General features: G+C 71.2%; 22 protein-coding genes. 6 read left to right on the top strand and 16 right to left on the bottom strand.

The features are described 5' to 3' along the window. Positions 1–170 precede the first annotated feature (170 nt). Positions 171–716 carry an EF-hand domain-containing protein gene (locus tag E1264_RS21260; RefSeq protein WP_132176173.1) on the top strand — a complete coding sequence of 182 codons (546 nt, stop codon included), beginning with the start codon at positions 171–173 and terminating at the stop codon, positions 714–716. A gap of 379 nt (positions 717–1,095) precedes the next feature. Here E1264_RS21260 and E1264_RS21255 read toward each other — a convergent pair whose 3' ends face one another. Then, positions 1,096–1,527 carry an ATP-binding protein gene (locus E1264_RS21255; RefSeq protein WP_132176171.1) on the bottom strand — a complete coding sequence of 144 codons (432 nt, stop codon included), beginning with the start codon at positions 1,525–1,527 and terminating at the stop codon, positions 1,096–1,098. Between the two features lie 117 nt (positions 1,528–1,644). Between E1264_RS21255 and E1264_RS21250 the strand changes: the two genes are divergently transcribed. Together E1264_RS21250 and E1264_RS21245 are read left to right on the top strand one after the other, a co-directional pair. Then, positions 1,645–2,457, top strand: a complete 813-nt coding sequence (locus E1264_RS21250) for a helix-turn-helix transcriptional regulator (RefSeq protein WP_132176169.1) — start codon at positions 1,645–1,647, stop codon at positions 2,455–2,457. Next, positions 2,445–2,633 carry a DUF397 domain-containing protein gene (locus E1264_RS21245; protein WP_132176167.1) on the top strand — a complete coding sequence of 63 codons (189 nt, stop codon included), beginning with the start codon at positions 2,445–2,447 and terminating at the stop codon, positions 2,631–2,633. The genes E1264_RS21250 and E1264_RS21245 overlap by 13 nt, the downstream gene beginning before the upstream one ends. A gap of 105 nt (positions 2,634–2,738) precedes the next feature. On the opposite strand, the gene E1264_RS21240 is transcribed toward E1264_RS21245, so the two are convergent. Genes E1264_RS21240 through E1264_RS21225 form a run of 4 tightly spaced genes read right to left on the bottom strand, consistent with a single transcriptional unit; the run spans position 2,739 to position 5,436 of the window. Beyond that, positions 2,739–3,302: a dihydrofolate reductase family protein gene (locus E1264_RS21240; protein WP_132176165.1), complete on the bottom strand. Its 564-nt coding sequence runs from the start codon at positions 3,300–3,302 to the stop codon at positions 2,739–2,741. Between the two features lies 1 nt (position 3,303). Further along, the gene (locus tag E1264_RS21235; protein WP_132176163.1) at positions 3,304–4,119 is read right to left on the bottom strand and encodes an alpha/beta hydrolase; all 816 of its coding nucleotides are present in this window, start codon (positions 4,117–4,119) and stop codon (positions 3,304–3,306) included. A 57-nt stretch (positions 4,120–4,176) separates the two neighbouring features. Continuing rightward, complete coding sequence (locus E1264_RS21230) at positions 4,177–4,896, bottom strand: helix-turn-helix domain-containing protein (RefSeq protein ID WP_132176161.1); 720 nt, start codon at positions 4,894–4,896, stop codon at positions 4,177–4,179. A gap of 42 nt (positions 4,897–4,938) precedes the next feature. Then, positions 4,939–5,436 carry an Lrp/AsnC family transcriptional regulator gene (locus tag E1264_RS21225; protein WP_132176159.1) on the bottom strand — a complete coding sequence of 166 codons (498 nt, stop codon included), beginning with the start codon at positions 5,434–5,436 and terminating at the stop codon, positions 4,939–4,941. Between the two features lie 103 nt (positions 5,437–5,539). Here E1264_RS21225 and E1264_RS21220 point away from each other — a divergent pair, with 103 nt between their 5' ends. Both E1264_RS21220 and E1264_RS21215 read left to right on the top strand, forming a co-directional pair. After that, the gene (locus tag E1264_RS21220; protein ID WP_132176157.1) at positions 5,540–9,040 is read left to right on the top strand and encodes an indolepyruvate ferredoxin oxidoreductase family protein; all 3,501 of its coding nucleotides are present in this window, start codon (positions 5,540–5,542) and stop codon (positions 9,038–9,040) included. Between the two features lie 142 nt (positions 9,041–9,182). Continuing rightward, positions 9,183–10,352 carry a protein kinase gene (locus E1264_RS21215; protein WP_165964284.1) on the top strand — a complete coding sequence of 390 codons (1,170 nt, stop codon included), beginning with the start codon at positions 9,183–9,185 and terminating at the stop codon, positions 10,350–10,352. 24 nt (positions 10,353–10,376) lie between these two features. Here the strand turns inward: E1264_RS21215 and E1264_RS21210 are convergent, their stop codons facing one another. Both E1264_RS21210 and E1264_RS21205 read right to left on the bottom strand, forming a co-directional pair. Next, a complete protein-coding gene (locus E1264_RS21210; RefSeq protein WP_165964283.1) occupies positions 10,377–11,207 on the bottom strand; it encodes a transporter substrate-binding domain-containing protein in 831 nt (276 codons plus the stop codon). Between the two features lie 251 nt (positions 11,208–11,458). Beyond that, positions 11,459–12,886, bottom strand: coding sequence for an MFS transporter (locus tag E1264_RS21205; RefSeq protein ID WP_132176151.1), 1,428 nt, complete (start codon positions 12,884–12,886; stop codon positions 11,459–11,461). Positions 12,887–12,951: 65 nt separating this feature from the next. On the opposite strand from E1264_RS21205, the gene E1264_RS21200 reads away from it, so the two are divergent. After that, positions 12,952–13,458, top strand: coding sequence for a helix-turn-helix domain-containing protein (locus tag E1264_RS21200; protein ID WP_207936059.1), 507 nt, complete (start codon positions 12,952–12,954; stop codon positions 13,456–13,458). An 18-nt stretch (positions 13,459–13,476) separates the two neighbouring features. Here the strand turns inward: E1264_RS21200 and E1264_RS21195 are convergent, their stop codons facing one another. The 9 genes from E1264_RS21195 to E1264_RS21155 all read right to left on the bottom strand — a co-directional run. Next, a complete protein-coding gene (locus E1264_RS21195; protein ID WP_132176149.1) occupies positions 13,477–14,130 on the bottom strand; it encodes an ATP/GTP-binding protein in 654 nt (217 codons plus the stop codon). Next, on the bottom strand, positions 14,111–14,617 hold the full coding sequence (locus E1264_RS21190; RefSeq protein WP_132176147.1) for a DUF742 domain-containing protein: 507 nt from the start codon (positions 14,615–14,617) through the stop codon (positions 14,111–14,113). The genes E1264_RS21195 and E1264_RS21190 overlap by 20 nt, the downstream gene beginning before the upstream one ends. A 6-nt stretch (positions 14,618–14,623) precedes the next feature. Then, a complete protein-coding gene (locus tag E1264_RS21185) occupies positions 14,624–15,061 on the bottom strand; it encodes a roadblock/LC7 domain-containing protein (protein ID WP_132176145.1) in 438 nt (145 codons plus the stop codon). Next, positions 15,058–17,859, bottom strand: a complete 2,802-nt coding sequence (locus E1264_RS21180; protein WP_132176143.1) for a nitrate- and nitrite sensing domain-containing protein — start codon at positions 17,857–17,859, stop codon at positions 15,058–15,060. The genes E1264_RS21185 and E1264_RS21180 overlap by 4 nt, the downstream gene beginning before the upstream one ends. A gap of 94 nt (positions 17,860–17,953) precedes the next feature. Beyond that, on the bottom strand, positions 17,954–18,355 hold the full coding sequence (locus E1264_RS21175; protein WP_132176141.1) for a hypothetical protein: 402 nt from the start codon (positions 18,353–18,355) through the stop codon (positions 17,954–17,956). Positions 18,356–18,400: 45 nt separating this feature from the next. Further along, positions 18,401–18,970: an ATP-binding protein gene (locus tag E1264_RS21170; protein ID WP_132176139.1), complete on the bottom strand. Its 570-nt coding sequence runs from the start codon at positions 18,968–18,970 to the stop codon at positions 18,401–18,403. Positions 18,971–19,186: 216 nt separating this feature from the next. After that, on the bottom strand, positions 19,187–19,768 hold the full coding sequence (locus E1264_RS21165; RefSeq protein ID WP_132176137.1) for a PadR family transcriptional regulator: 582 nt from the start codon (positions 19,766–19,768) through the stop codon (positions 19,187–19,189). A gap of 85 nt (positions 19,769–19,853) precedes the next feature. Next, positions 19,854–21,644: a fatty acyl-AMP ligase gene (locus tag E1264_RS21160; RefSeq protein ID WP_132176135.1), complete on the bottom strand. Its 1,791-nt coding sequence runs from the start codon at positions 21,642–21,644 to the stop codon at positions 19,854–19,856. A gap of 6 nt (positions 21,645–21,650) precedes the next feature. Next, positions 21,651–23,448, bottom strand: a 1,798-nt coding sequence (locus E1264_RS21155; RefSeq protein ID WP_207936058.1) for an acyl-CoA dehydrogenase family protein, incomplete at its 5' end; no start/stop codon positions are given.

The raw sequence follows: 23,448 nt of genomic DNA, 5'->3' as shown, positions 1-23,448 counted from the left end.
CCCCAAAGATCCCCACCGCTGAACAGCGCCACTGCCTGCCCGGCCTCGGATAGCGCGTTGGCTTGGTGTGGTCATGCGGGATTCAACGCGTTGCCAAGCGGACACAATACGTGGCGAAAAGACCACTGTCCGCACGGGACAGTGGGGACGAGATCGAGGGCGGAGGCCCCATGGACGCTCTTCGGGCACGCAGGTTCCAGCGGTACTTCACCGCGCTGGACAGCAACGAAGACGGCCGTCTGAGCAAGTCGGACTTCGAGCTGGCGGGGCTCCGGTACGCCGAGAAGCTCGGCTATGCGGCCGGGTCGGCCGAGCAGCGCCGGCTGTCCGACATGTCCGTCGCGCTCTGGACCGACATGGTGAGCCCCATGGACACCGACGGGGACGGCGAAGTCACCTACGAGGAGTTCTGGGCCGCCATCGAGCAGAACCTGGGCAGCGACCGCGCCGACTACGCGAAGGTCCGGCCGGTCATCGAGCTCTACTTCACCATGGCCGACAGCGACTCCGACGGCGAGATCAGCCGGGAAGAGTTCACCACGATGTTCACCACCGCGGTGCGTGTCCCCGAAGCCGACGTCGCCGCGAACTTCTCGGCGATCACCGCCGAGCACGCAGAGGTGCTGACCCTGGACCAGTTCCACGAGGCGATGGCGGAGTTCTGCTACGGCACCGACCCTCAAGCTCCGGCCAACCACCTGTTCGGCCGCCTCTGAGAGCGGGAGTTCTCTCAGCGGTCGCCCTGGTTCACGCTGAACAATCCCGGTTCGCCGACCGGGTCGCGGGCCATCCGATCCAGCAGAACGTCATTGAGAAGGCCCGCCACCCGGACGACCGCGTAACACGGGTACTCGATACAGGGCCAAACCTGGTACACCCACCGTCCACGGACCCTTTTCGCCCTGACGCTCAAGGCCGCGTCCTCTGCGCCCTTGAGAAAGAGCCACAGCGCTGGGGGCGACTCCACGTAGACCTTGAGATGCGACCAACCATGCACGCGCATCACAGAGGCCAGTAGGTCCAGGTGCCATTCCGCGGTGGCGTGCCCGTACCGGACACGCCACCACCACACCGCACCCGGCAAACGCGCCACGTTCACACGCCGAGCCGCGCCCACGTCACCTTCCCGCCGTTGATCAGTGTCCGGACGCCCCAGTCCTGGACGAGCAACGACATCATGAGCAGCCCCCGCCCCGACTCCGCCGTCTCGTCCTCGTCCCGCACGACCGGAACTCCGTCGGACCCGTCCTCCACCTCCAGGACCAGATGGCTGTTCCCCAGGAGAAGACGCACGAAAACGAGTTCCGCGTCGGTGTGCTTATAGACGTTAGTCACCAATTCGGTGACCACAGTACGTCCGATCCAGTCGTCCCCTAGCTTTCGCTCTCGGAACACACTTCCGAGCCACTGACGGGCCTTCTCCGGCGCGCGCGCGGAGGATTTAAGGGAGATGGCACCAACCTCGGTGCCCATATCGATCATGATCGGCCGCCCCTTCTCAATGAGTTTCGAGAATGTCGACCTCATTCAGCCACTGTCGAGCTACGCTAGGTGACAAATCGCAGGCCGCAGTCGACAAGTCGCCCAAATGCTGGCCGTCCGGTTCATAGCCAGTTGGGCAGTACTTGAGAGAGGATGGAGTTCATGGCTCCCCAACGGAAGCGGGGAACGGTTTCGCCCACCTTGCTCGCGTTCGGACGGCGGCTCCGCCGGTTCCGTGAGGCGAAGAACTGGACGCAGGAGAGCCTCGCGCGGCGCGCGAACAACGGGCAGGGCGTCACGCCTCAGTACATCGGGGCGGTGGAGAACGGCCGCACGCGCTGCACCCGGGAGTTCGCCATCACGATGGACCGCGAACTGAAGGCCGACAACGAGCTCGTGGAGCTGTACGACGACCTCGTCAAGGACGCCGCGTTCCCGGTCTGGTTCGACTGGCACCTCGTGGAGCCGGAGGCCGACGAGATCGATTCGTTCAGCCTCTCCGTCGTTGACGGCCTGTTCCAGACCCCTGCCTATGCCGCCGCACTGCTACGAGGCAACACCGAGGCCGTCGAGGCACGCATGAAGCGGCAGCAGATCTTCACCATGCAGAAGCCGCCCAACTTCTCGCTCATCCTGGACGAGGGCGTCCTGTACCGTCCGGCCGGCAACAGCATCGAGGTGATGCGGGAGCAGCTCGAACACCTCGCTACGATCCCCCCGGAGCTGGCCACGATCCAGATCGTCCCGGCCAGCGCCGAGCATGATGGCAACAGCGGCTCGTTTTACATCGCGACAATGGAGGACCGCACCCAGATCGCCTACGTCGAGTCCGGCGCTCGCGGGCTCACCATGAGCGAACCGGAAGACCTGGCGACGTTGTCGCGAACGATGAAGGAACTACGCTCATTGGCACTGCCGGTGAGCATGTCCAAGGAGCTCATCATGAGGACGGTGAAAGAAAGATGGTCGACCTGACCAACGCCACCTGGCGCAAGGCATCACGCAGCACGTCCAACGGCGGTGCGTGCGTCGAAGTCGCACGCGTCGACAACACCATCGCCATCCGCGACAGCAAAAACCCGAACGGCCCCAAACTCCTCCTCACCCCCCAAACCCTCCACCACCTCACCCAAACCCTCAAAAACTCCTAGCCAGCAACCGGACTCAGCTCGTCCGCTGCTCGCCCCCTCCCCGTTCCCGCGAAACCGCCGAGTCGGCCCGAGGGTCGGCTCGGCGCTCCGGTTTCGGCGGCCTCGTCAGCGGGTGCGTTGGTGGGTGGTGACCAGGATGCCGTCACCGTATGTCTTCGACTCGGTCAGGGCCCATGCGGTCTTGTCGGGGGTGTCCGCCCAGAGTTTGCGGCCGTGGCCGAGGATCACGGGGAACCACATGAGGCGGATCTCGTCCACCAGATCGTGCGCCAGCAGGGATTGGACGAGCCGGATGCTGCCGGGCACGGAGATCTCGCCGTCGACGTCTTGTCTCAGCCGGGTGACCTCCTCGGTGAGCTCGCCGGAAAGCACCGTCGTGTTCCGCCATTCGGGATCGGTGAGCGTGCCGGAGACGACGTATTTCGGCATGCCGTTGTACTTGTCGGCGAGTTCGCCCTCGTACTGCGGCCACGCGGAGGCGAAGCCCTCGTAGGTGGCGCGGCCCAGCAGCAGCGCCGCCGACGCCAGTGCCTCGTCGGTCTTGAACTGCTCGCCGTCCGGGCCCCGGTCGAACTCGAAGCTCCAGTTCGGGTACTTGAAGTCCTCGCCGCCGGGCGCCTCGACGACGCTGTCCAGGGAGATGAACTCCGTCACGACGATCTTTCCCATGTCAGGCTCCCTTGGCGAAATCGCGCAGCGCGGGCGCGAGGACGTCCGCGGTCGTGCCGTGGTTCTCGCCCGGGATCGCCTTCAGCGTGGCGGTCGGCAGGTGGTCGGCCACCGCTTTCGCGCCGGCGGCGAGGGCGGGCCAGGTGTCGTCGCCGTGCAGGACGAGGACGGGCACGCTGACCTTGTCCCACAGGGCGGTGCGGAGCGGCCTGCCGGACATGGTGTCCCCGACGATCCGGCCGTCGTAGGCGATCGTCGGCGCGATCGCTTCGAGTCCCGGCCAGAAGTCGCTCTCGCGCATTCCGGCGACGGCTTCTTCCGGCACCAGCGCGGCGGCGGTCATGAACAGCGCCACGGCGTCCCCGGGACGGCCGTCGGCGACGGCCGCGTCGAGCCGCTCGACATAGTCGGAAGGAAGCGGAGGGCGGGCGTCGTCGACGACGACCGGCGGCTCCCACAGGGCCAGGCGCGCGATGGGGGCACCGGCCTGCGCCGCGTGGAGGGCGAGCAGCGCCCCGGACGACCAGCCGAACACCGTCGCCGGAGGGCCTCCGGCCGCCTGCTCGATGATCGCGGTGAGGTCCTCGATCTCGCGCTCGATCGCGTAGGGGGCCGTGTCGCCGCTCTCGCCGCGCCCGCGGCGGTCGTAGTTGATGATCTGGAACTCGTCGGCGAGCAGCTCCGCGGTCTGCGCGTTCTCGGGCGTCGTGGCGCGGTGGGCGGTCGCGCCGTCGATGATGACGATCGGAGCGCCGCCGCCCCACGTGGTGTAGGCGATGGCGGTGCCGTCGGCGGAGGTGACGGTGCGCTGGGACATCAGGTCACGCCTTTCTAGGGTTGGCGCCGCGTTGGGATCAACGCGATGGCGCCAACCCTAGAAACGCTCGTCGCCCTCGATCTTGTACAGGAGCGACAGGGGCTCGTCGCCGTCGCGCCGCCGCAGCCGTGTCGCCGTCCGGCCGATGAACCGCTGGAGCGAGCGCGCCAGGTGCGGCTGGTCGTAGTAGCCGAGCCGGTGGACGACGTCCAGGGACGGCACGCCTTCGCCGAGGAGCACCGCGGCGTGCCGGGCACGATCGATCTGCCGGATGGTGCCCTGGGTCAGGCCCGTCGCGGTGACGACGCGGCGCTGCACGGAACGGGTTCCGACCTTGGCGATGCCGCCCCAGACGACCTCGTCCACGAGCGGGTCGCGGGTGAGCACGCCCGCGCGCACGAGTTTCCCGACGAAGTCCTCCGCGTTCTCGAAGCCGGGGATCTCCCATTCCTCACCCCGCAGGACGAAGGTGCGCCCGTCGGCGTAGGGGCTGTCCAGTTGGCCGTCGACCAGGCGGGCGATGGGCAGGTGCGGCATCGACGTACCGTGCGCGAACGTGATCCCGAACGCCTCGGAGTCACCGGAGATCCTCGCGGTCGACGCAATCGTCTCCGGTCCCCGGAGGGCAGCGTGGACGGTGCCCTCGAACTCCCAGAAAACGAGCTCCCAGTTCGACGTCGCGACCGAGGTCATGCTCTCCTGCCCGCTCGTCCGTCCGCGCCAGACGCGCGCGATGTACGGCGAGTCGGATTCGCGGTGGTCGCTTTCGATCGGCATGCGGCGCCCTCCCCGTCTTGGGGCGAGACTATCGAGCGGGCCTCAGCGGGCCGGTTTTCCGGCTTCGCGGGCTCGTTTCTCTTCGTCCTCCAGGAGGGGCCCTATGCGGAAGGGGACCTGGTGGGTGAGGACGATCGAGGTGATGCTGCGGCGGACGCCTGGGCACGCGAGGATCGAGTCGATCACCTCGTGGAGCTGCTTGCCGTTCGGGGCGACCGCGCGGACCAGGAGGTCGCCCTGGCCGGTGATGCCGAGTACTTCGAGAACGCGCGGGATCGCGGCCAGTGCGGCGGCGGCCTCGCGGAGGCGGCCCTGGGCCACTTCGAGGGTGACGAACGCCGTGAGCTCGAAGCCGATGGCGCCGAGGTCGACCTCGCGGCCGCGGTGTCCGATGACGCCCTCGCGTTCCAGCCGCTCGACGCGGGCGTGGGCGGTGTTGCGGGCGATGCCCAGCTTGGCGGCCAGTTCGGTGACGCCGATGCGCGGCTGCTCGACCAGGCGGCGGAGTATCTGCAGGTCGAGGAGTGTGGGTCGGGTCACAATGCTCAGCTCCGGTCGGTGCGACGCTCCCTATTTGAGCAATCTGGTCAATTGTCGCGCTCCCATCTTGCACTCCGCTCAGCGGGGCGGGCTCAATGCAGGCATGAGCATCACCGCCTCTCCGATCCGTGACCGGCTCGAACTGGAGCGGGGGCGGATCGCGATCGGCGGCGTCCACGCGCTCGTCCGGCTGCTGCTGGAGCAGCGGCGTGCGGACGTGCGGCGCGGCTGGACGACCGCCGGGTTCGTGTCCGGGTACCGGGGGTCGCCGCTGGGCGGGCTCGACCAGCAGTTGGCGCGGGACGCGCGCCTGCTGGAGGGCAACGACATCCGGTTCGTGCCGGGGGTCAACGAGGAGCTGGCGGCGACGGCCGTTTACGGGTCGCAGCTTGTCGAGCACTTGCCGGGGCCAAGGTATGAGGGTGTTTTCGGGCTCTGGTACGGGAAGGCGCCGGGCGTCGACCGGTCGCTGGACGCGTTCAAGCACGGGAACTGGCTCGGCACGTCCGAGCGGGGCGGGGTGCTTGCCGTGGTGGGGGACGATCCGTCCTGCAAGTCGTCGACGCTGCCGTCGGCGACGGAGGGGGCGCTCGCGGAGGCGTTCATGCCGGTGCTCGTGCCCGCGTCGGTCGGGGACGTGCTGCGGCTGGGACGGCACGGCTTCGAGATGTCCCGGTTCAGCGGCGCCTGGACGGGCTTCAAGGTCGTGACGGATGTCGCCGACTCGCACGAGATCGTGGATGTGGAGCCGGTGCCCGATCCTGTGTTGCCGGAGTTCAGGTGGCAGGGGCGGTTGTGGAGGCCGACTAGGAGGCCGGGCGTTGATCTGAAGGACACGACCTCGCTGGAGGGCGAGGTTCTGGAGGGGCGGCTGCGGGCTGCGGCGGCCTATGTCGCTGCCAACGGGCTGGATCGGGTCGAGGGTGCGGGCAGTGACGCTGCTCTTGGGCTGGTCGCCGCGGGGCGGACCTACCTGGAGTTGCGCGAGGCGCTCGATCGGCTGGGGCTGGACGACGCGGCGCTTGCCCGGCGGGGTGTCCGGCTGCTGCGGCTCGCGATGGTCTACCCGCTGGACGCCGGGCGGGTGCGGGAGTTCGCGCGCGGGCTCCGCGAGATCGTGGTCGTGGAGGAGAAGCGGGCGTTCGTCGAGACGCAGATCAGGGACGTCTTGTACGGGGCGGCGGAGCGTCCGGCCGTGTACGGGAAGAGCGGGCCGGACGGGGCCGGGCTCGTTCCGGTGGACGGCGGGCTCGACGCCGATCGGCTCACCAAGGCGCTGGCCCGGTTCCTCGCCGACAGGGTCGGGGAGGAGCACGTCGATCTGCGGGATGCCGTGCTGCGCCCGCGGAAGCCGGTGGTGAACCTGCTCGGGGCCGCGCGCACGCCGTTCTTCTGCTCGGGGTGCCCGCACAACCGGTCCACGGTCGTCCCGGACGGGTCGATCGCGGCGAGCGGCATCGGCTGCCACGTCATGACCGTGTTCGCGGACCGCAGCATCGGCACGACGCAGATGGGCGGCGAGGGCGTGATGTGGGTCGGCGCCGCGCCGTTCAGCGACACCGGGCACATGTTCCAGAACCTCGGGGACGGGACGTTCTTCCACTCGGGAAGCCTCGCGATCCGGCAGGCCGTCGCCGCGGGCACCAACATCACCTTCAAGATCCTCTACAACGCGGCCGTGGCGATGACGGGCGGGCAGGACGCCGACGGCGGCTCCGACCCGGCGGCGATCACCCGGATGCTGCACGCCGAGGGTGTCGCGAAGATCGTGGTGGTGGCGGACGACCCGTCGCGCTACCCGCGCGGCACGGACTGGGCGGCCGGTGTCCGGGTCCGGCACCGTGATGAGCTGGACGCCGTCCAGCGGGAGCTTCGCGAGGTGCCGGGCGTGACCGTGCTCCTGTACGACCAGGCGTGCGCTGCGGAGACGCGACGGAAGCGCAAGCGCGGGCTCGTTCCGGATCCGCAGACCCGCGTGCTGATCAACGAGGCGGTGTGCGAGGGCTGCGGGGACTGCGGCGTGAAGTCGAACTGCCTGAGCGTGGAACCGGTCGAGACGGAGTTCGGGCGCAAGACGCAGATCAACCAGACGTCCTGCAACAAGGACTATTCGTGCGTGGACGGTGACTGCCCCTCGTTCGTCACCGTGACCCCGGGCGAGCGGAAGCGGAAGGCGGGTGCGGCGCTGCCGGAGATCGGGGCGCTTGCCGAGCCGGATGTCCGGCCCGAGTCGGCGGATGTCCTGCTTGTCGGTATCGGCGGCACCGGGGTCGTGACCGTCAACCAGGTCCTGGCGATGGCGGCGCTCCTCGATGGGCGGCACGCCCGCGCGCTCGACCAGACCGGGCTCAGCCAGAAGGCGGGCGCGGTGGTGTCGCATCTTCGGATCGGCGACGTGCACCGGGACCGTCCGGGGATGGTGGGAGCGGGCGGCGCCGACGCCTATCTCGTGTTCGACACGCTGGCGGGGACGTCCGAGCCGAACCTGCGCCGCTGCGCGCCCGGCCGCACCGCCGCGATCGTGTCGACCAGCGAGGTCCCCACCGGGCGGATGATCACGGACACGGCGGCGTCGCTGCCGCCGAGCGCGTCGCTGGTGCGGCGGATCGCCGACCGGACGGACGCGGACCGCCTCGTCGCGCTCGACGCCCTCGGCCTCGCGGAGCGCTGGTTCGGGAGCACGACCACGGCCAACTTCGTCGTGGTCGGCGCCGCGTACCAGTCGGGGCTGCTGCCGCTGTCGGCGGACGCGATCGAGGAGGCGCTCGCGCTGAACGGCGTCCAGGTGGAGGCGAACGTCCAGGCGTTCCGTGCCGGTCGTCGTCTCGTTCTCGAACCGGGCTGGGCGGCGGCATCGCCCGAGGTGTCCTCCGCCCCTGCGCCGCGTCCGCTGGACGGTACCGCGCCTGCCGCGATGAGTCTGGTGGACGCTTCCGGCGCGGACGGTGAGCTGGCGCGTGTGCTGCGGGTCCGGGTCCCCGACCTCGCCGCGTACCAGAACCTCGCGCTCGCCAAGCGGTACCTCGATGCCGTCATGCGCGTCGCCGCCGTCGCCGAGCGCGCGTCCGGTGCCGAGGGGCCGCGGCTCGCGGTGGCCGTCGCTCGCAACCTGTACAAGCTGATGGCCTACAAGGACGAGTACGAGGTGGCCCGCCTGCACCTCGATCCCGAGCTGGGCCGCCAGGTGGAGGAGCGGTTCGGGGCGGGGGCGTCCGTCCGGTACATGCTGCACCCGCCGCTGCTCCGCGCCATCGGGGTGGACAGGAAGATCGCGCTCGGCCGGACGGCCCGTCCCGCGTTCCATGCCCTGCGCGCGATGCGGCGGCTGCGCGGCACCCCGTTCGACCCGTTCGGCATGACGGCGCAGCGCCGTGCCGAACGCCGTCTCGTCACCGGCTACGTGGCCGTCGTGAACGAGCTGGTCGCCGGTCTGGAGGGTGGCGCCGGGCAGGCGCGGCTCGACCTGGCCGTGCAGATCGCGGAGTTGCCCGACATGGTCCGCGGCTACGAGGACGTCAAGACGGCGAACATCGTCCGGTATGAGGAGCGTCTCCGCGAGCTGCTGACCGCCTGGCGCTCGGAGTCCGCCGCGGCCGTCGCCTGACCCCCGCCGGTCCGTCGGTCGAACCCGTCCGGCGGGACGGGCCGTACCAGGTGGTATGCCGGGGACCTCGCCCGGCCCGGGAGTGCGACGAGGGTTGGTTCGAGTGAGATCGGGCTTGCGGCTTGCGGAGCGTTACCGCCTTGTGGACGGACCTTCTCGCGCTCGCGGGGGCCTGGAGGTCTGGCGGGCCTGGGACGAGCTGCTCGGACGCCCCGTCGCGGTGAAGCTGCTGACCTCCGCGCGCGGCGATCTGCGGCGCGCGTTCCGGGAGGGCGTCAACCGGGCCGCCGGCCTCTCGCATCCCGCGCTGGAAACGGTCTACGACGGTGACCAGACCCGGGACGCGTCCGGACGCCCCGTGCCCTTCGTCGTGACCGAGTTCCTGGACGGTGAGACGCTCGCTGAGAGGCTGCGCCATGGCCCGCTCAGCGTGCCCGAGACCGTCGGCGTGTGCGCGCAGATCGCCGCCGCGCTGGGCGCCGCGCACAGGGCCGGGGTGACGCACGGCGATCTGAGTCCGGGCAAGGTCATGCTCGTCCGCGACGGCGTCAAGGTGGTCGATACCGGGATCGGCGGCATCGTGCGCAGGGCTCGCGGTGGCCGTCAGGTTCGTGGTCCACGCGTTCCCGGCACGGCGGCCGACGTGCGCGCGCTCGGCGCCGTCATCTCCGCCTGCCTGCCCGCCGGGGCGTCCGGGGAACCGGCCGCCGTCGCCGCGCGCTGCCTCGGCGCGACGGCCGTGGACGGGCCGTCCGCGACGGAGATCGCCGCTCTCCTCGGGCGCGGCGACGGCGGCCCGCCGAACGCGGTGTTCGCGCCGAGGAAGGGTCTGGCGGACGAGGGACCCGCGCGCGCGACGCTGCCGTTCCACGACCACCGGACGAAGGTTCTGCGCCCGCCCCCGCCCCGGCGCCGTCGCGCGGCGGGCGTCCGGCTGGGGGCGGTCGCGCTCGTGGTCGCCATCCCGGTCACCGCCGCCGTCGCGATCCTCGTGTCGGCGCCGCGCACGCCCGCCCTCGTGCCTCCGCCGCGCGCCGAGGCGAGCGACGCGCCCGGACGGCTGCGCCCGATCGTGAGCCGCGGCTACACCTCGGGCGAGATCCGGTCCGATGTCGCCATCGGCCTCAACGACCAGATCACGAACCTGGAGACCGCCCTGGCCTCCGGGCGCGACCGCGACGTGCGGCGGCGCGCCGTGAACCGGCGGATCGCGCTGCTGCGGGACGAGATCGTCGCCCGGCAGCGGGAGCGCGGGCTGTCCCCGGACGTCGCCGCCGAGCTGAACCGCGCCCTCGCGACGATCCGGGCATGACGCCCGCGCGCGTGCGAACCCGGATCAGACGCAGCCCTCGAACTGCGGGATCTCGATGATCGACAGGTCCATGCCGGTGCCCTCGAACCATTTGTGCATCAGCTTGGCGGCCGTCCCGTCCTGGTACATGCGGGTGATGGCGCGGTTGAGCGCCTCGCATCCGTCCGGGTCGCCCTTCTGCAGCCCGATTCCGGTGTTCTGCTCGCTGATCCGCGCGTTCACCAGCCGGAACCCGCCGCCCTCCCGCCGGATGAGCCCGGCCAGGATCACGTCGTTGGTGGTGATGGCGTCCACCAGCCGGTCCTTGATCATGGCCATGCACGTGTCGTAGTCCTTGGCCGGGACGATCTGCGCGGTCATCCCGTTGATGGCGAGGAGCCGCTTCGTCGGGTCGGCTCCCTCCACCGCGCAGAACTTCCGTCCCTTCAGGTCCCGCACGCCTTTGACGCCGCGCTCGTCGGAGCGCACCAGGACGTCCTGGTTCGACATGTAGTACGGCCCCGCGTACGCGATCTGCGTCTTGCGCTCAGGGGTGACCGACAGCGTCGCGAGGACCATGTCGGCGCGGCCCGAGGTCAGGATCGTGATCCGCTCGGACGCCAGCGCCGGGACGAACCGGACCTCCTTGCCGAGCCGGTCCGCCACGTACCGCGCCACGTCGATGTCGAAACCCTCGAACTGTCCGTCCGGCCGCCGCAGGCCCAGCCCGGGCAGGTCCGCCCGCACCCCGACCACCAGCGTCTCCTTGTCGAGGAGCGACGCGTCGTCGCTCTGCCCGCACGCCGTCAGCAGCCCGCCCGCGAGAACCACCGCGGCCAGCATCCGGACGGCGGACCATTTCCCGGAATTCCTCACGACGTAACCATAAAGGCCCCGAACCCGTCGGGGAGCGCCCATTTCAACCCGTTTCGGCCCGCAGGCCGAGGGCTTCGTCCGGTCCTGGGGACGAGCCCGCGTCGAACGCGGCCAGCACAACGGGCACCTCCTCCGGAGGAGGTGCCCGTTGTGGTGCGGGGCGGTCGGGCGAACCGGGCCGTGCGGTCCGGGTCAAGGCTTCGTCCGATGCCCCGGGCTATGGGGTTGTGAGTGGGGCGTGCTGTGTGGGGCTAGGAGGTACCGGCGACCACTTCCGTTTCTGTCTCGGGGACGGTGGACGGGGACGGCCTGGGACGGCGCGGGGTCATGCCAAGAGCGGCGATCGCGGCGACCGCCATGAACCCGGCGACCGTGAGCCAGGCGTTCACGTATCCGTTGTGCGCGTCGGCGTAGCCGAGCGGGGTGCCGAGGACGGCGACCGCGAGGCTGACGCCGAGGACGCTGCCGATCTGGCGGCTCATGTTCACGACGGCGCTGCCGGTGGCGTAGCGGTGCGGCGGCAGGTCGACGGCGGCGGAGGCGAGGATGGTGGGGAGGGCGAGGCCGACGCCCGTCCCGCCGATGAGCCAGCCCGGCAGCAGCTCGGTGGTGTAGGCCGGTACCGGGCCGAGGCTCATCGCGATCAGGACCACGCCGAACGCGCAGAGCATGCACCCGGCGGCGGTGATCAGACCGACGGGGACCCGCGCGGCGGCGAGCCTGCCTGCGATGATGGCCATGATCGGGACCATCAGCGGGCCGGGCGCGACGGCGAGCCCGGTCTTGATGGGCGAGTAGTGCCAGACCTGCTGCATCCAGAGGACGCCGAGCAGGAGGTTCGCGGCGAACGCGACGGTGAACAGCAGGATCGTCGCGTTCGACCAGGAGAAGGTCCGGACGGCGAGGAGCGACGGCTCGATCACCGGCGCGGGGTGGCGCAGCGAGCGGAGCCAGAACCAGGCGAGGCCGAGGAGCGCGGCGGCGATCGCGACCGTGGTCTGCTCGCCCGGCCAGTCGTTGATCTTCACGAGGCCGAGCGCGAGGAGCGCGACGGCGAGGGTGAGCACCGCGGTGCCGGGCAGGTCGGGGACGCGGGCGGCGGCGCCGTCGCGGGAGTCGGGGACGAACCGCAGCGCGAGCAGCGTCACCGCGATCCCGATCGGGATGTTGACCTCGAAGACCCAGCGCCAGGAGACGTCCACCAGGACGCCGCCGACCGCGGGGCCCGCCGCGGCGGCGAGCGCGGCGGACGCGGACCAGATCCGCACCGCGCCCGCGCGGCGGGCGGCCGGGTAGGCCGAGAGCAGGAGCCCGAGGCTGGTGGGGATGAGCGCGGCGGCGCCGACGGCCTGGAGGACGCGGAACCCGACGAGCCACCACAGGGACGGCGCGAGCGCGCACGCCTGGGAGGCGAGCGTGAAGACGAGGAGCCCGGCGATGAGGCCGGGCTTGCGGCCGTAGCGGTCGGCGAGCCGGCCGAGCGGGACGAGCAGCGCGGCGAACACGATCGCGTACCCGTTGAGGACCCAGGACAGGTCGGCCATCGACTGGCCGGGGAAGTCGCGTCCGATGTCGTTGAAGGCGACGTTGACGATGAACAGGTCGAGGCCCGCCATGAACGAGGCGACGGAGAGCACCGCGAGCACCGGCCGGGGGCGCACCTGACTTTGTTGCACCATAGTCAGGGAGGCTAGCGAGCGCCCTGACTTTGGTCAAGCGAAGTCAGCAGGTTTATAGTGGACGGGTGACAATCGCACTTGAGGGGCACTTCGCCGACCGTGACAGCTGGTCGATGCAGAACTGCCCGGTCGCGAGGACGCTGGCCGCGCTCGGCCCGCCGTCGGCGGTGCTCGTGCTCAGCGAGGCCTACTTCGGGACCAACCGGTTCGGCGACTTCGTCCGCAATCTGCAGATGACCGAATCGGCCGTCACCGCGCGCCTGCGCCACCTCGTCGACGCGGGCCTGCTCAGCCGGGAGCCCTACCAGGAGCCCGGCCAGCGGACGCGCTACGAGTACCACCTGACGAAGATGGGCCTGGATCTCGCGCCGACCCTCGTCGGGCTCATGGAGTGGGGCGAGACCTACCTGCCCGGCGAGGAGGGGCGCCAGGTCATGCTGACGCACGCCGGCTGCGGCGAGCGCGTGACGGCGCAGGTCCGGTGCGCGGACGGCCATGACGTCGGGGTGGACGAGATCATCATGCGCCCGCCCCAGCCCGAAGAGGAATCAGAGGCTGCTGAGGGCGACTAGGGGCGGTCGGAGACGGGGTCAGAGGCGGCGGCTGGAGCCGCCTGCCAGGCGTAGTGCGTGCTCGACCAGTGACACCAGCACCTGCTTCGCCGACAGCGCGTGGCGCGCGTCGCAGAGCATGACGGGCACGTGCGGGTCGATGTCCAGCGCCATCCGGATCTCGGGCGGGTCGTAGCGGTCGGCGTCGTCGAAGCAGTTGACGGCGACGACGAACGGGGTGCCCTTCTGCTCGAAGTAGTCGATGGACGCGAAGCTCGCCGTCAGCCGCCGCGTGTCCGCCAGGACGACCGCGCCGAGCGCCCCGCGCGACAGCTCGTTCCACATGAACCAGAACCGCTCCTGGCCCGGCGTGCCGAACAGGTAGATCGCGACGCCGTCGCGCAGGGTGATGCGGCCGAAGTCCATCGCCACGGTCGTGGTCGTCTTCGTGGCGACGCCGTCGAGATCGTCCACGCCGACGCCGACGTCGGTCAGCGCCTCCTCGGTGCGCAGCGGCCGGATCTCGCTGACCGCGCCGACCAGCGTCGTCTTCCCGACGCCGAACCCGCCGGCGACGAGGATCTTCAGCGCGACGCGCGGGCCGTCCAGCCGCTCGTCATGGTCGGTGAGGGCGTCGGCGGAGCCCGGCGCGTCCAGGGTGTCCGGCGGGGGGTCAGAGCGCGCGGAGTTCATCGAGCACCCTCCTGAGCAGGTTCGGATCAGTGTGCGGTGCGTTCGCGTACGGCGCGTTCGCGTACGCCGGGCCCGCGTGGGGTGCGCCCGCGTGCGGCAGGCCCGTCCCCGGCAGGCCGGTGAGCGGGTCTCCGGACGGCCCGGTCCACCGCTGGACGTCCACGAGGCCCGAGTCGAGCAGATCGCCGACCAGGACGCGGATCACGCCGAGCGGCAGGTCGAGGTCCGAGGCGAGGTCGGCGAGCGCGTGCGGGCGGCGGCACAGCGCCAGCAGCCGCCGCTGGTGGCGCGACAGCCGGCCGGGGTCGGCGGGCCGCCTGCCGGTCGCGACGAGGATCGCCACGATGTCCAGCGGCTCGCCGTTCGGCCGGGTACGGCCGCGGGTCACCGCGTAGGGACGGACGATGGGTCCGGCGGCGGCGTCCAGCCACCGCTCCCTGCCCGGGCCCCCGTGGTCGGGGGCGCCGGGCGCGTCGCCGGGGTCCATCGCACGTCACCTGGTTCCCGGTGACATGCCAGGTCCCGGGTCCGGGCCGTTCTGCCGGACGCCCGTGGACAGCTGCCGGCCGACGCGCTTGACCAGCATCGTCATCTCGTAGGCCACGAGGCCCGCGTTCGCGCCGACCTCGCTGAGCAGCGCCAGGCAGCTGTTGGCCCCGGCGGGGACGACGAAGAACAGGCCGTCGTCCATCTCGACCAGGGTCTGCCGGATCTCGCCGGAGTCGAGCTGCGCCCGCGCCCCCGACGCCAGGCTCTGGAACCCGGCCGCGAGCGCCGCCAGGTACTCGGCGTCCTCGCGTCCTACGCCCCGGGACATGCCCATGACCAGGCCGTCCCGCGACAGGACGACGACCTTGCGGACCTGCGGGACCCGGTCGACCAGATCGTCGAGGAGGAAGTTCAGCTCGGTCGCGACACCCTGCCTGCTCATGATCGTCCTTCTTCCGTGCCGTCGGCCATGGGTTCCTCGTCGTCGTCCCTGCCGCGCAGCCAGCCGGCCTGGAGCGAGGCGAACAGGTCGCGGGACGCCTCCGCCGAGCGCGCCTCCCACGCGGCGACCGCGTCCTCGGCGGGCGCTTCCGGCGAGGACGACCCCGCGGCGAACACCTCCGCCTGCGGGGCGGTGTCGCGGAGCTGCGGTGCCAGGTTGCCGCCGCGCACCCGGCGCGGCAGCGGGGACCGCCCGCCGTTGCCCGCCTGCGCCTGGGCCTGCGCCTCGCCGAAGGACGGCGGCGACTCGTGGCCGTAGGGCTGGACGTGCGGGCCCGCGGCCTGGAACGGGCGCGTCGCGTCGTAGATGGGCGTCCCGTAGGGCGGGGTCTCGTGCGGTGCCGGCTCGTGCGGCGCTGATGCGTACGGGGGTGGTTCGTACGGCGGCGACGGCGGGGTCTCGTACGCCGGCGGGGTCTCGTACCGGTCGTACGATGGCCGGTCCTCGGTGGACGTCGGCACATTCGACCCCGCCGCCGCGTCGTACTCCGGCTGATCCGTGAAGGACGCCGGCGCATCGGGTGATCTGGTGTCGTAGGCGGTGGTGTCGTTGTAGGTCGGGGCGTTGAGCAGCGTCGTGGACGTGGGCGCCTCCGGCATGGGCCAGGCCCGCATCGAGCCGTTCCGCGCGGGCGTCCCGTTCTCCCGCGACCCGTTGTCCCGCGGCGGGGCGGGGGCGGACCCGCGCGCGGCGGCGGGGACGTCCTCGTCCTCGGGCTGGTCGGCGTCCACGATGAGCTCGCGCGGGATCAGCACCACCGCGCTGACGCCCCCGTACAGCGACGGCTGCAGCGCGACCCGGATGCCGTGCCGCCCGGCGAGGCGGGCGACGACGAACAGGCCGAGCCGGTCGGTGACGGCGAGGTCGAACTCGGGCGGCCGCGACAGCCGCAGGTTCAGCGCGTCGAGCTCGGACTGGTCGAGGCCGATGCCGCGGTCGATGACGTCGACGGCGAACCCGTTGGCGCCCATCTCGCCGCGGACGAGCACCTCGGTCGGCGCGGGCGAGAACACCGTGGCGTTCTCGATCAGCTCCGCGAGCAGGTGGATGATGTCGGCGACCGCCTCGCCGATGACCGCGGCCTGGCCAGTCACGACGACGACCTCGACGCGCGTGTAGTCCTCGACCTCGGAGACGGCGGCGCGCAGCACGTCCTCGACGTGCACGGGCCTGCTCCAGCCGCGGCCCGGGGACGTCCCGGACAGGATGACCAAGCCCTCCGCGTGCCGGCGCATGCGGGTGGTGAGATGGTCGAGGCGGAACAGGTCCTCCAGGGCCTTCGGGTCGGACGCGCTGCGCTCCATCTCGTCCAGCATGCGGAGCTGGCGGTGCAGCAGCGACTGGTTGCGCCACGCGACGTTGAGGAACACGCGGCTGATGCCCTGCCGCAGGTACGACTCGCGGACGGCGGTGTCGATGGCGGTGCGCTGCACCCGCGTGAACGCGTCGCCGACGCGGGCGACCTCCTTGGTCCGGCCGATGACGAGCGGCGGCACCTCGGCGTCCACGTCGACCTCCTCGCCGCGGCGCAGCCGGGCGACCACGCCGGGAAGCCGGTCCTCGGCGAGGTGCAGCGCGGCGCGCTGCAGCCCCCGCAGCTCGCGGGACAGGCTGCGGGCCGCCAGCAGCGACAGCACGATCGAGACGACCACGGCGAGCAGGCCGAACCCGCCCGCGAGGACGAGCCGGAGGATGATCCGGTCCCCGATCGGCTTGGCCATCTCGTTGAGCGCCAGGCTCGCCTGCGTGACCTTCTGCGCCCACGCCTGCGACAGCAGCTGGGTGGTCGCCTGCCAGTCGGCCGCCTCGGGGGGCAGCCGGTCGCCGCGCGCGCCGACGATCGCGGCCTCGGCGGCGCGGTAGCGCTGGAAGCCGTCGGACGCGGCGAGCTGCTCCAGCGGCCCGCGGATCTCGGCGTTCAGGTCGGCGAGCCCGGAGTCGAACTCGCGCCGCCCCTCGGCCGCCCACTGGACGAACGCGGTGTGCTCGGCGGGCGTGAGCCGCCCGTTGCGGGCCATCGCGGCGGTGACGAGCGAGTCCTGGCGGAGCATGGAGGCGCGGGCGTTGCCGAGGCTGATCAGCGCGCGGCCCTGCGTGAGGATGGCGACGTCGTTGACCGTCACCAGCCCGTTGAAGACCTTGATGACCTCGTCGAGGACGGTGCTGTAGGCGTTGATGACGTCGAGCGGCGCGGCGCTCCCCGCGTCGACCTGGGCGCGCAGCGTCGGCAGCGTGTCCAGCGCCTTGAGCGCGACGGCGAGGCGCCGCTCCGTCTCGGGTTCGGCCGCGTCGCGCGCCTCGGCGGACGTCGCGGTCCTGCGGAAGGACGCCTCCATGGCGCCGACCCGTGCGCGCAGCCCGCCGAGCTTCTGCCTGTCCTTGGCGTCGCGGGTGCTGAGCGCGACGACGCTGAGCGACCGTTCCGCCTGGAGCAGGCCGACCAGGTTGATGCCGGGCAGGCCCATCTTCTCGTAGGTCGTCGAGAAGTCGAACTTGTCGGACGCGTCGCCGACCGTGATGTTCGCGGCGAACGCCCACAGCGCGATGAGCGACACCAGCGGGACCAGCAGCAGCGCCGTGATCCGCAGCCGGATCGGGCGCGTGCGCCGCCGCTCGCGCGCGGACGCGTAGGGTGGCGGCTCGCTGTGCTGCGGCTCGCCGTACGGTGACTCGCCGTGCGGGGGCTCGATGTTCGAGGCGGCCGCGTAGGGGCCCGCCGGCCGGGCGTCGCCAACCATCAGATCACAACCTCATGCGGGGGGACGGGCCGCGAACCGTGGCCCGCTCTTTCGGTCTGTGGGCTTGCTGGGGCTTGCTGGGCTTGCTGGCTTGCTAGGGGCGCACCTCGTCCATGGCCGCGCGCGCGACCAGGCCGCGGAGCCGATCGGTGATCTTCGCGACGGCACGGGCGTGCCCGTGCACGGCCTTCTCGCGCGTGGAGTACCGGCCGACGTCGGCGTGCATCGAGAGGTCGGACACGATCGTCTGCCACAGCAGCGGCCGGCCGTCCGCCGCGAACCCGAGGTCGATCACGGTGAACCAGGTCGACACGACCACCACGACGCCGCCGACGCGGATGACGTCCTGTGCCAGCAGGCGTCCCCGTACGTCCAGCAGAAGGCGCTGGGCCTCGTCGGAGGTGACGCGTCTCCCGTCCGAGCGGTAGTAGCCGACGGACTGGTGCTTCTCGACCGGCGTGTGCTTTTCAACCGGCACGTGCTTTTCAACCGACATGGTGCTGCTTCCCATCGCTGCGCGGGGTTGCGAGGAAAGGCGGGCTCAGCGGCCGGGACGCGGGTCCCGCGGCCAGGCGCCGACCTCGCACCAGACCGCCTTGCCGGACGGGGTGTGGTCGGTGCCGTGCCGGTCGGCCATGATCGCGACGAGGAACCAGCCCCGTCCCGTCTCCTCCATGAGGTCGACGCCGCCGCCGTCGGCGAACCGCGTGCGCGGGACGCCGGCGCTCTGGTCGTGGACCTCGATGCGGAGCCGGTCGCCGGCGCGCAGCATCCGCAGCGACAGCACCGTGCCGGGGACGGCGGCGGCGTGCCGGACGGCGTTGGTGACGAGCTCGGAGACGAGGACCTCCGCGTCGTCGCCGACGTGCCCGATGTCGGAGCCCGTGGTGACGGACCGGCTGAAGCGCCGGGCCTGCGGCACCGCTTCGTGCTCGGCGGGCAGCGTCAGCTCGCCCAGCAGGATCGCCGCGCCATTGGACGGGGGCGCGCCATTGGACGGGGCCGTGCCGTTGGGCAAGGCGGTGCCGTTGGACGAAGCCGTGCCGTTCGGTGCGGTCGTGCCTTCGGCCAGGGTACTAGGGAGTTCGATGGTGTGGTTGTCGCCCGACATGCGGAACGCCTCCTTGGCTAAGGCGTGTCGCCCGGATCCAGCCCGGCCGGGACGCGAGGCTGGGAGGGGCTAGGGGGTTGGTGCGGGTGCCGCCGCCGTTCGGGCATGCGGCGGCACGAGGGTCGAGGACGCGTGGCCGCGCACGACGCGCGGAACGCTCGGTCTCGACGGTGCGCACGACCTTGACGACGTGCGCTGTCTCGACCGAGCGGGCGGTCATGACGGATCGCCTTCCTCGGCATGGGTGCCCGCCCGGGTGCGCAGCAACCGGGCGGTACTGGTGAACCACTCGTAGTTCTCCTGCTCGAAGCGCAGTCCGCGCATGCAGGTCAGGTACGGGCCGACCGGGGTACCGGTCCGCAGGAACGTCTCCTCGTCCATGTCGCCGCGCAGGTGCTTCATGGTGTGCTCGAAGACCTCGATCTTGGCGGCGGACGCCACCGCCCGGTCTTCGAGCTGCGCGATGACGGAGGACGCGGAGATGTGGTCGACGGCCTGGACCATCGCGAGCAGGTTCTCGCGGATGATGCCGGGCTTGGCGGGGGTGGCGGCGAACCGTTCGAGCTCGTCGAGGCCGGCTTGGGTGACGGTGTACACGCGCTTGTTCGGACGGTCGTGCTGGATGATCTGCCGCCCGCTGATCAGGCCTTCCGTCTCCAACCTCGACAGCTCGGAGTAGAGCTGCTGCGGTACGGCATGCCAGAAGTTGGAGACCGACAAATCAAATATTTTGGCCAGCTGGTAGCCGCTGTACTCGCCGTCGAGCAGCGCGGCCAGCACCGCGTGACGTAGCGCCATCGGCCTTCTCTCCCCGCCTTGACTCAGGGTTGACCCGACGTTACCAGACAACGACATGAATAGTCATGCTTTTGACTAGGATTGGTTAGGGTGATTTTTCCGGTCCGCTGAGAAGTTCCAGGTCACCGGGGAGACCGGCGGCGAGGTCGCCGGCGAGGGCGGTGATCTCGCCGCGGAGGAACGCGTCCCGGGTCTGGCGGCGCTGGGTCTTTCCGCTGGTCGTGCGGCGTACCGCGCCCCGTCCGGCCAGGACGACGCTCAGCGCCGGCAGCTCGAACGCGCGGGCGACCTCGGCCTTGATGAGGGACGCGAGCTCGTCCAGCGGCGTCCCGCCGGCGGCCCTGGTGCTGATCTCCTGGACGATCACGACGTGCTCCCCGACTTCACCCTCGACAGAAATGTCAAGGGTGAACGCCGCGCCGGTGAGCGCCGCCGGGTGCGCCTCCCCGGCGGCCTCCTCGATGTCGTGGGCGTGGATGTTGCGGCCGTTGACGATGATGAGGTCCTTGATCCGGCCGGTGACGAACAGCTCGCCGTCGGCGGCGAGGAACCCGAGATCGCCCGTCCTGAGGTAGGGGCCTTCCCCGTCGGAGGTGTGGGCGCCGAACGTCGCGCGGCTCGCGGCCGGGTTCTCCCAATAGCCTCGGGCGACGCTTCCGCCGCGGACCCATATCTCCCCCACCTGCTCCTCCGGCAGGCGGGCGCGGGTGCCGGGATCGACGATGGCGACGTCGAGCGTGACGGGACGCCCGCAGCTCACCAGCCGCCGCCGCGCCCCGCCGTCCCCGTCCGGTGCCGGGACGGCCTTGTCGAGGGAGAGCGCGTCGGCGTCGAAGTCGCGGACGACGGGACCGGTGCCGAGGGGCGCGGCGGTGACGAGCAGCGTCGTCTCGGCCATGCCGTAGCAGGGCATCCACATCCCGGGCCGGAACCCGACCGGCGCGAACCGCTCGGTCATCCGTTCCAGCGTCGCGGCCCGGACGGGCTCGGCGCCGTTCTTGACGACGCGGAGCGACGACAGGTCCAGGCCGTCCAGCTGGCGGTCGGTGACGCGGCGCAGCGCCAGCTCGTAGCCGAAGTTCGGCGCGACGGTGACGGTGCCGCGGTACCGGGTGATCAGCTCCAGCCACAGCACCGGACGTTTGATGAACGTGATCGGGGAGGTGAACACGTACCGGCAGCCGAGGTACAGCGGTTGCAGGACCTGACCGACCAAGCCCATGTCGTGGTAGTGCGGCACCCAGCCGACCCCGACCGTGTCGGCCGTCCCCTCGATGCGGCGTTCGATCTCCTCGCCGTTGCACAGCAGGTTGCCGTGGGTCACCATCACGCCTTTGGGGTCGCTGGTGGAGCCGGACGTGTACTGGAGGAAGGCGAGCGTGTCCGGGCCGAATTCGGGCGGCGTCCAAGCGACGGGGTCGGTTGCGCCGGCGGTTTGGGTGTCGAGGGCCTGGACGCGTCGTTGCAGGCCGGCGGCTTCCAGCCAGAAGTCGATGGTGGTGCGGTGGGCGGTATCGGTGAGGATCAGCGTGATGTCGGCGTCCTCGATGATCCGGCGGGTGCGTCCGAACCGCCCGGCGTCCAGGTCGGGCAGGGGCGCGGGGACGGCGATGACGCGCGCGTACAGGCAGCCCAGGAACGCCGCCAGGAACTCCAGCCCCTCGGGATACAGCAGCAGGACGGCCCTGTCCTGGAGCCCGCGGGCCTGTAAGCGGGAGGCCAGCGCGCGGGCCTTGCGGTCGAGCTCGGCGAATCCGAGCACGTTCTCCTTGTACTTCCCGAGCCGTTCTTCGCTGATGAAGGTGAACGACCGGTCGTCGCCGTGCGCGCCGATGTTCTCCCGGACGAGCGACACGAAGTCCTGGTGCTTGGGCATCGCCGGTCACTCGTCCTTCTCGCCGGTCAGCAGCCCGGCCAGGGACAGCAGCGAGAACCAGTGGCCGCCGTCGAAGGTGCGGAACATCGCGTGCTCCAGCTCCGGGACGAACTCCTCCGACAGGAGGGTGTCGGGCTGGGCGCGCTGGAGCAGGCGCTGCAGGCACAGCACGAGCCACTGCCCGTCGGCGAACGACCCGCCGAACTGGTGGCGGTTGTGCAGCCAGGTCAGGACGCAGGAGAACATCGCGTGCAGTTCGCAGTACCGCTTGGCACGCGCCAGCGCCGCGACCGACGACGTGTCGCCCTCGCTTGCCCTGATGCCCTGCTCCACCTTGGCGCGCATACCGCCGATGGCCGACATCAGCTCCTTCAGCTCGGCGGCGACGCCGGGCGCGGCATGGGCGTTGGCCGCGGTCAGCAGCTCCTCCGACAGCAGGTCGAAGCGCTGGCCGATCTCGTCGCGGCCCTCGTTGGTGAGCTGGAGCAGGCGGCCGTCCGGGGTCCAGGCGGGGGGTGTCCGCGTCCAGCAGAACAGGTCGGCGAGCAGCTCGTCCTCGCGGCCGGTCTCCTCCGGCGGGTCGATCAAGAACGGGAGCTGGCCTGCGACGTTGGCGAGGTTCACGTGCGTGGTGCCCTCGAAGATGCTCGCGATCGCGTGGTCGCGCTGCAGCTTCTGGAACACGCCGTGCGCGACGCCCTCGCGCAGGTAGCCGCGCGCCGCCAGGACCGTCCCGATGCTGGCGACGACCTCCTCGCCCAGGACGGGCACGAAGTACTTCACGATCGAGGACCACAGGCTCAGCCGCCCGGGCGCGACCGTCAGGCAGCGCGCCACCGGGATCGCGACGCACTCGGCGATCAGCAGGTCCAGATGCGCCTTGAGCAGATGGTCGCGGATGACGGGGATCTGGTAGATGTCCGAGCCGTAGAGGGTGCGGCGCCGCGAGTACTCCATCCCGATGCGGACCACCGCGTCCATCGTCCCGACCGACAGCGCGGCGATCGCCGTCCGGGTGATCTGCAGCGTCTTCAGCGTCTGGACGAGCCCGGACCCGCGCCGCCCGATCACCCGGTCGGCCGCGACGCGCGCCCCCGAGAACGCGACGCCGCTCAGGTCGTGGCCGCGCAGCCCGACCGTCCGCACGGGCGGGAGCGTCGACCACGTGCCCGGGTCCAGCTCGTTCTTGTCGACCAGGATGAGCGAGAAGTCACGCGCACCGGTCTTGGCATAGGTGGTCACGAACCGTCCGCGGGTCGCGTTGCCGACCGGCCATTTCGTGCCGGTCAGGACGAGCTCGTCCCCCTGGGGCTCGGCCTCCGACTCCGACGCCATCACGTCGCTGCCGTGGTCGGCCTCCGAGACGCCGAAGCAGGCCAGGTCGCCTTTCAGGACGCCGTCCGCGACCGTCCTGCGCTGGCGGTCGTCCCCCCACAGCCACACCGGGTTCACCGCGAGCAGGCCCGACCCGTACATCACCGCGACGGTCACGCTGCGGCGCGAGATGCCGCGCGTGACGAGGAACAGCTCCTCCAGCGTCGTCAGCCGCCCGCCGAGACCGCTCGGCACCAGGTATTTCGGGAACCCCCAGTCGCGGACGGTGTCGACCGCGCCCGGCGGAAGCTCGTCGCGCTCCTCCGCCTCCACGATCGCCTTGTAGGAGAAGGGGCCGGACGCCTCGTCCATCGGGTCGCCGAGACGCCGGTCCAGGTCGGTGGCGATGCGGTGCGCGGGCGACAACCCCGGCTCAACGGGATCGGGCTCGGGGCCGGGGGGCGGCGGCTCGGCGCGTCCGGGATGGGCG

The sequence above is a fragment of the Actinomadura sp. KC216 genome, assembly GCF_004348535.1.
Classification (GTDB): Bacteria; Actinomycetota; Actinomycetes; order Streptosporangiales; family Streptosporangiaceae; genus Spirillospora.
The sequence above is the reverse complement of the archived record's forward strand: the minus strand, read 5'-3'. Positions and strand labels throughout refer to the sequence as shown.

Coding starts and splice junctions, on each gene's coding strand:
- E1264_RS21170 (WP_132176139.1), bottom strand. CDS start 18,970: ATGTCGGGCGACAACCACACCATCGAACTCCCTAGTACCCTGGCCGAA.
- E1264_RS21260 (WP_132176173.1), top strand. CDS start 171: ATGGACGCTCTTCGGGCACGCAGGTTCCAGCGGTACTTCACCGCGCTG.
- E1264_RS21230 (WP_132176161.1), bottom strand. CDS start 4,896: ATGCCGATCGAAAGCGACCACCGCGAATCCGACTCGCCGTACATCGCG.
- E1264_RS21235 (WP_132176163.1), bottom strand. CDS start 4,119: ATGTCCCAGCGCACCGTCACCTCCGCCGACGGCACCGCCATCGCCTAC.
- E1264_RS21195 (WP_132176149.1), bottom strand. CDS start 14,130: ATGAACTCCGCGCGCTCTGACCCCCCGCCGGACACCCTGGACGCGCCG.
- E1264_RS21240 (WP_132176165.1), bottom strand. CDS start 3,302: ATGGGAAAGATCGTCGTGACGGAGTTCATCTCCCTGGACAGCGTCGTC.
- E1264_RS21190 (WP_132176147.1), bottom strand. CDS start 14,617: ATGGACCCCGGCGACGCGCCCGGCGCCCCCGACCACGGGGGCCCGGGC.
- E1264_RS21245 (WP_132176167.1), top strand. CDS start 2,445: ATGGTCGACCTGACCAACGCCACCTGGCGCAAGGCATCACGCAGCACG.
- E1264_RS21180 (WP_132176143.1), bottom strand. CDS start 17,859: ATGGTTGGCGACGCCCGGCCGGCGGGCCCCTACGCGGCCGCCTCGAAC.
- E1264_RS21165 (WP_132176137.1), bottom strand. CDS start 19,768: ATGGCGCTACGTCACGCGGTGCTGGCCGCGCTGCTCGACGGCGAGTAC.
- E1264_RS21255 (WP_132176171.1), bottom strand. CDS start 1,527: ATGAGGTCGACATTCTCGAAACTCATTGAGAAGGGGCGGCCGATCATG.
- E1264_RS21160 (WP_132176135.1), bottom strand. CDS start 21,644: ATGCCCAAGCACCAGGACTTCGTGTCGCTCGTCCGGGAGAACATCGGC.
- E1264_RS21205 (WP_132176151.1), bottom strand. CDS start 12,886: ATGGTGCAACAAAGTCAGGTGCGCCCCCGGCCGGTGCTCGCGGTGCTC.
- E1264_RS21175 (WP_132176141.1), bottom strand. CDS start 18,355: ATGTCGGTTGAAAAGCACGTGCCGGTTGAAAAGCACACGCCGGTCGAG.
- E1264_RS21185 (WP_132176145.1), bottom strand. CDS start 15,061: ATGAGCAGGCAGGGTGTCGCGACCGAGCTGAACTTCCTCCTCGACGAT.
- E1264_RS21250 (WP_132176169.1), top strand. CDS start 1,645: ATGGCTCCCCAACGGAAGCGGGGAACGGTTTCGCCCACCTTGCTCGCG.
- E1264_RS21220 (WP_132176157.1), top strand. CDS start 5,540: ATGAGCATCACCGCCTCTCCGATCCGTGACCGGCTCGAACTGGAGCGG.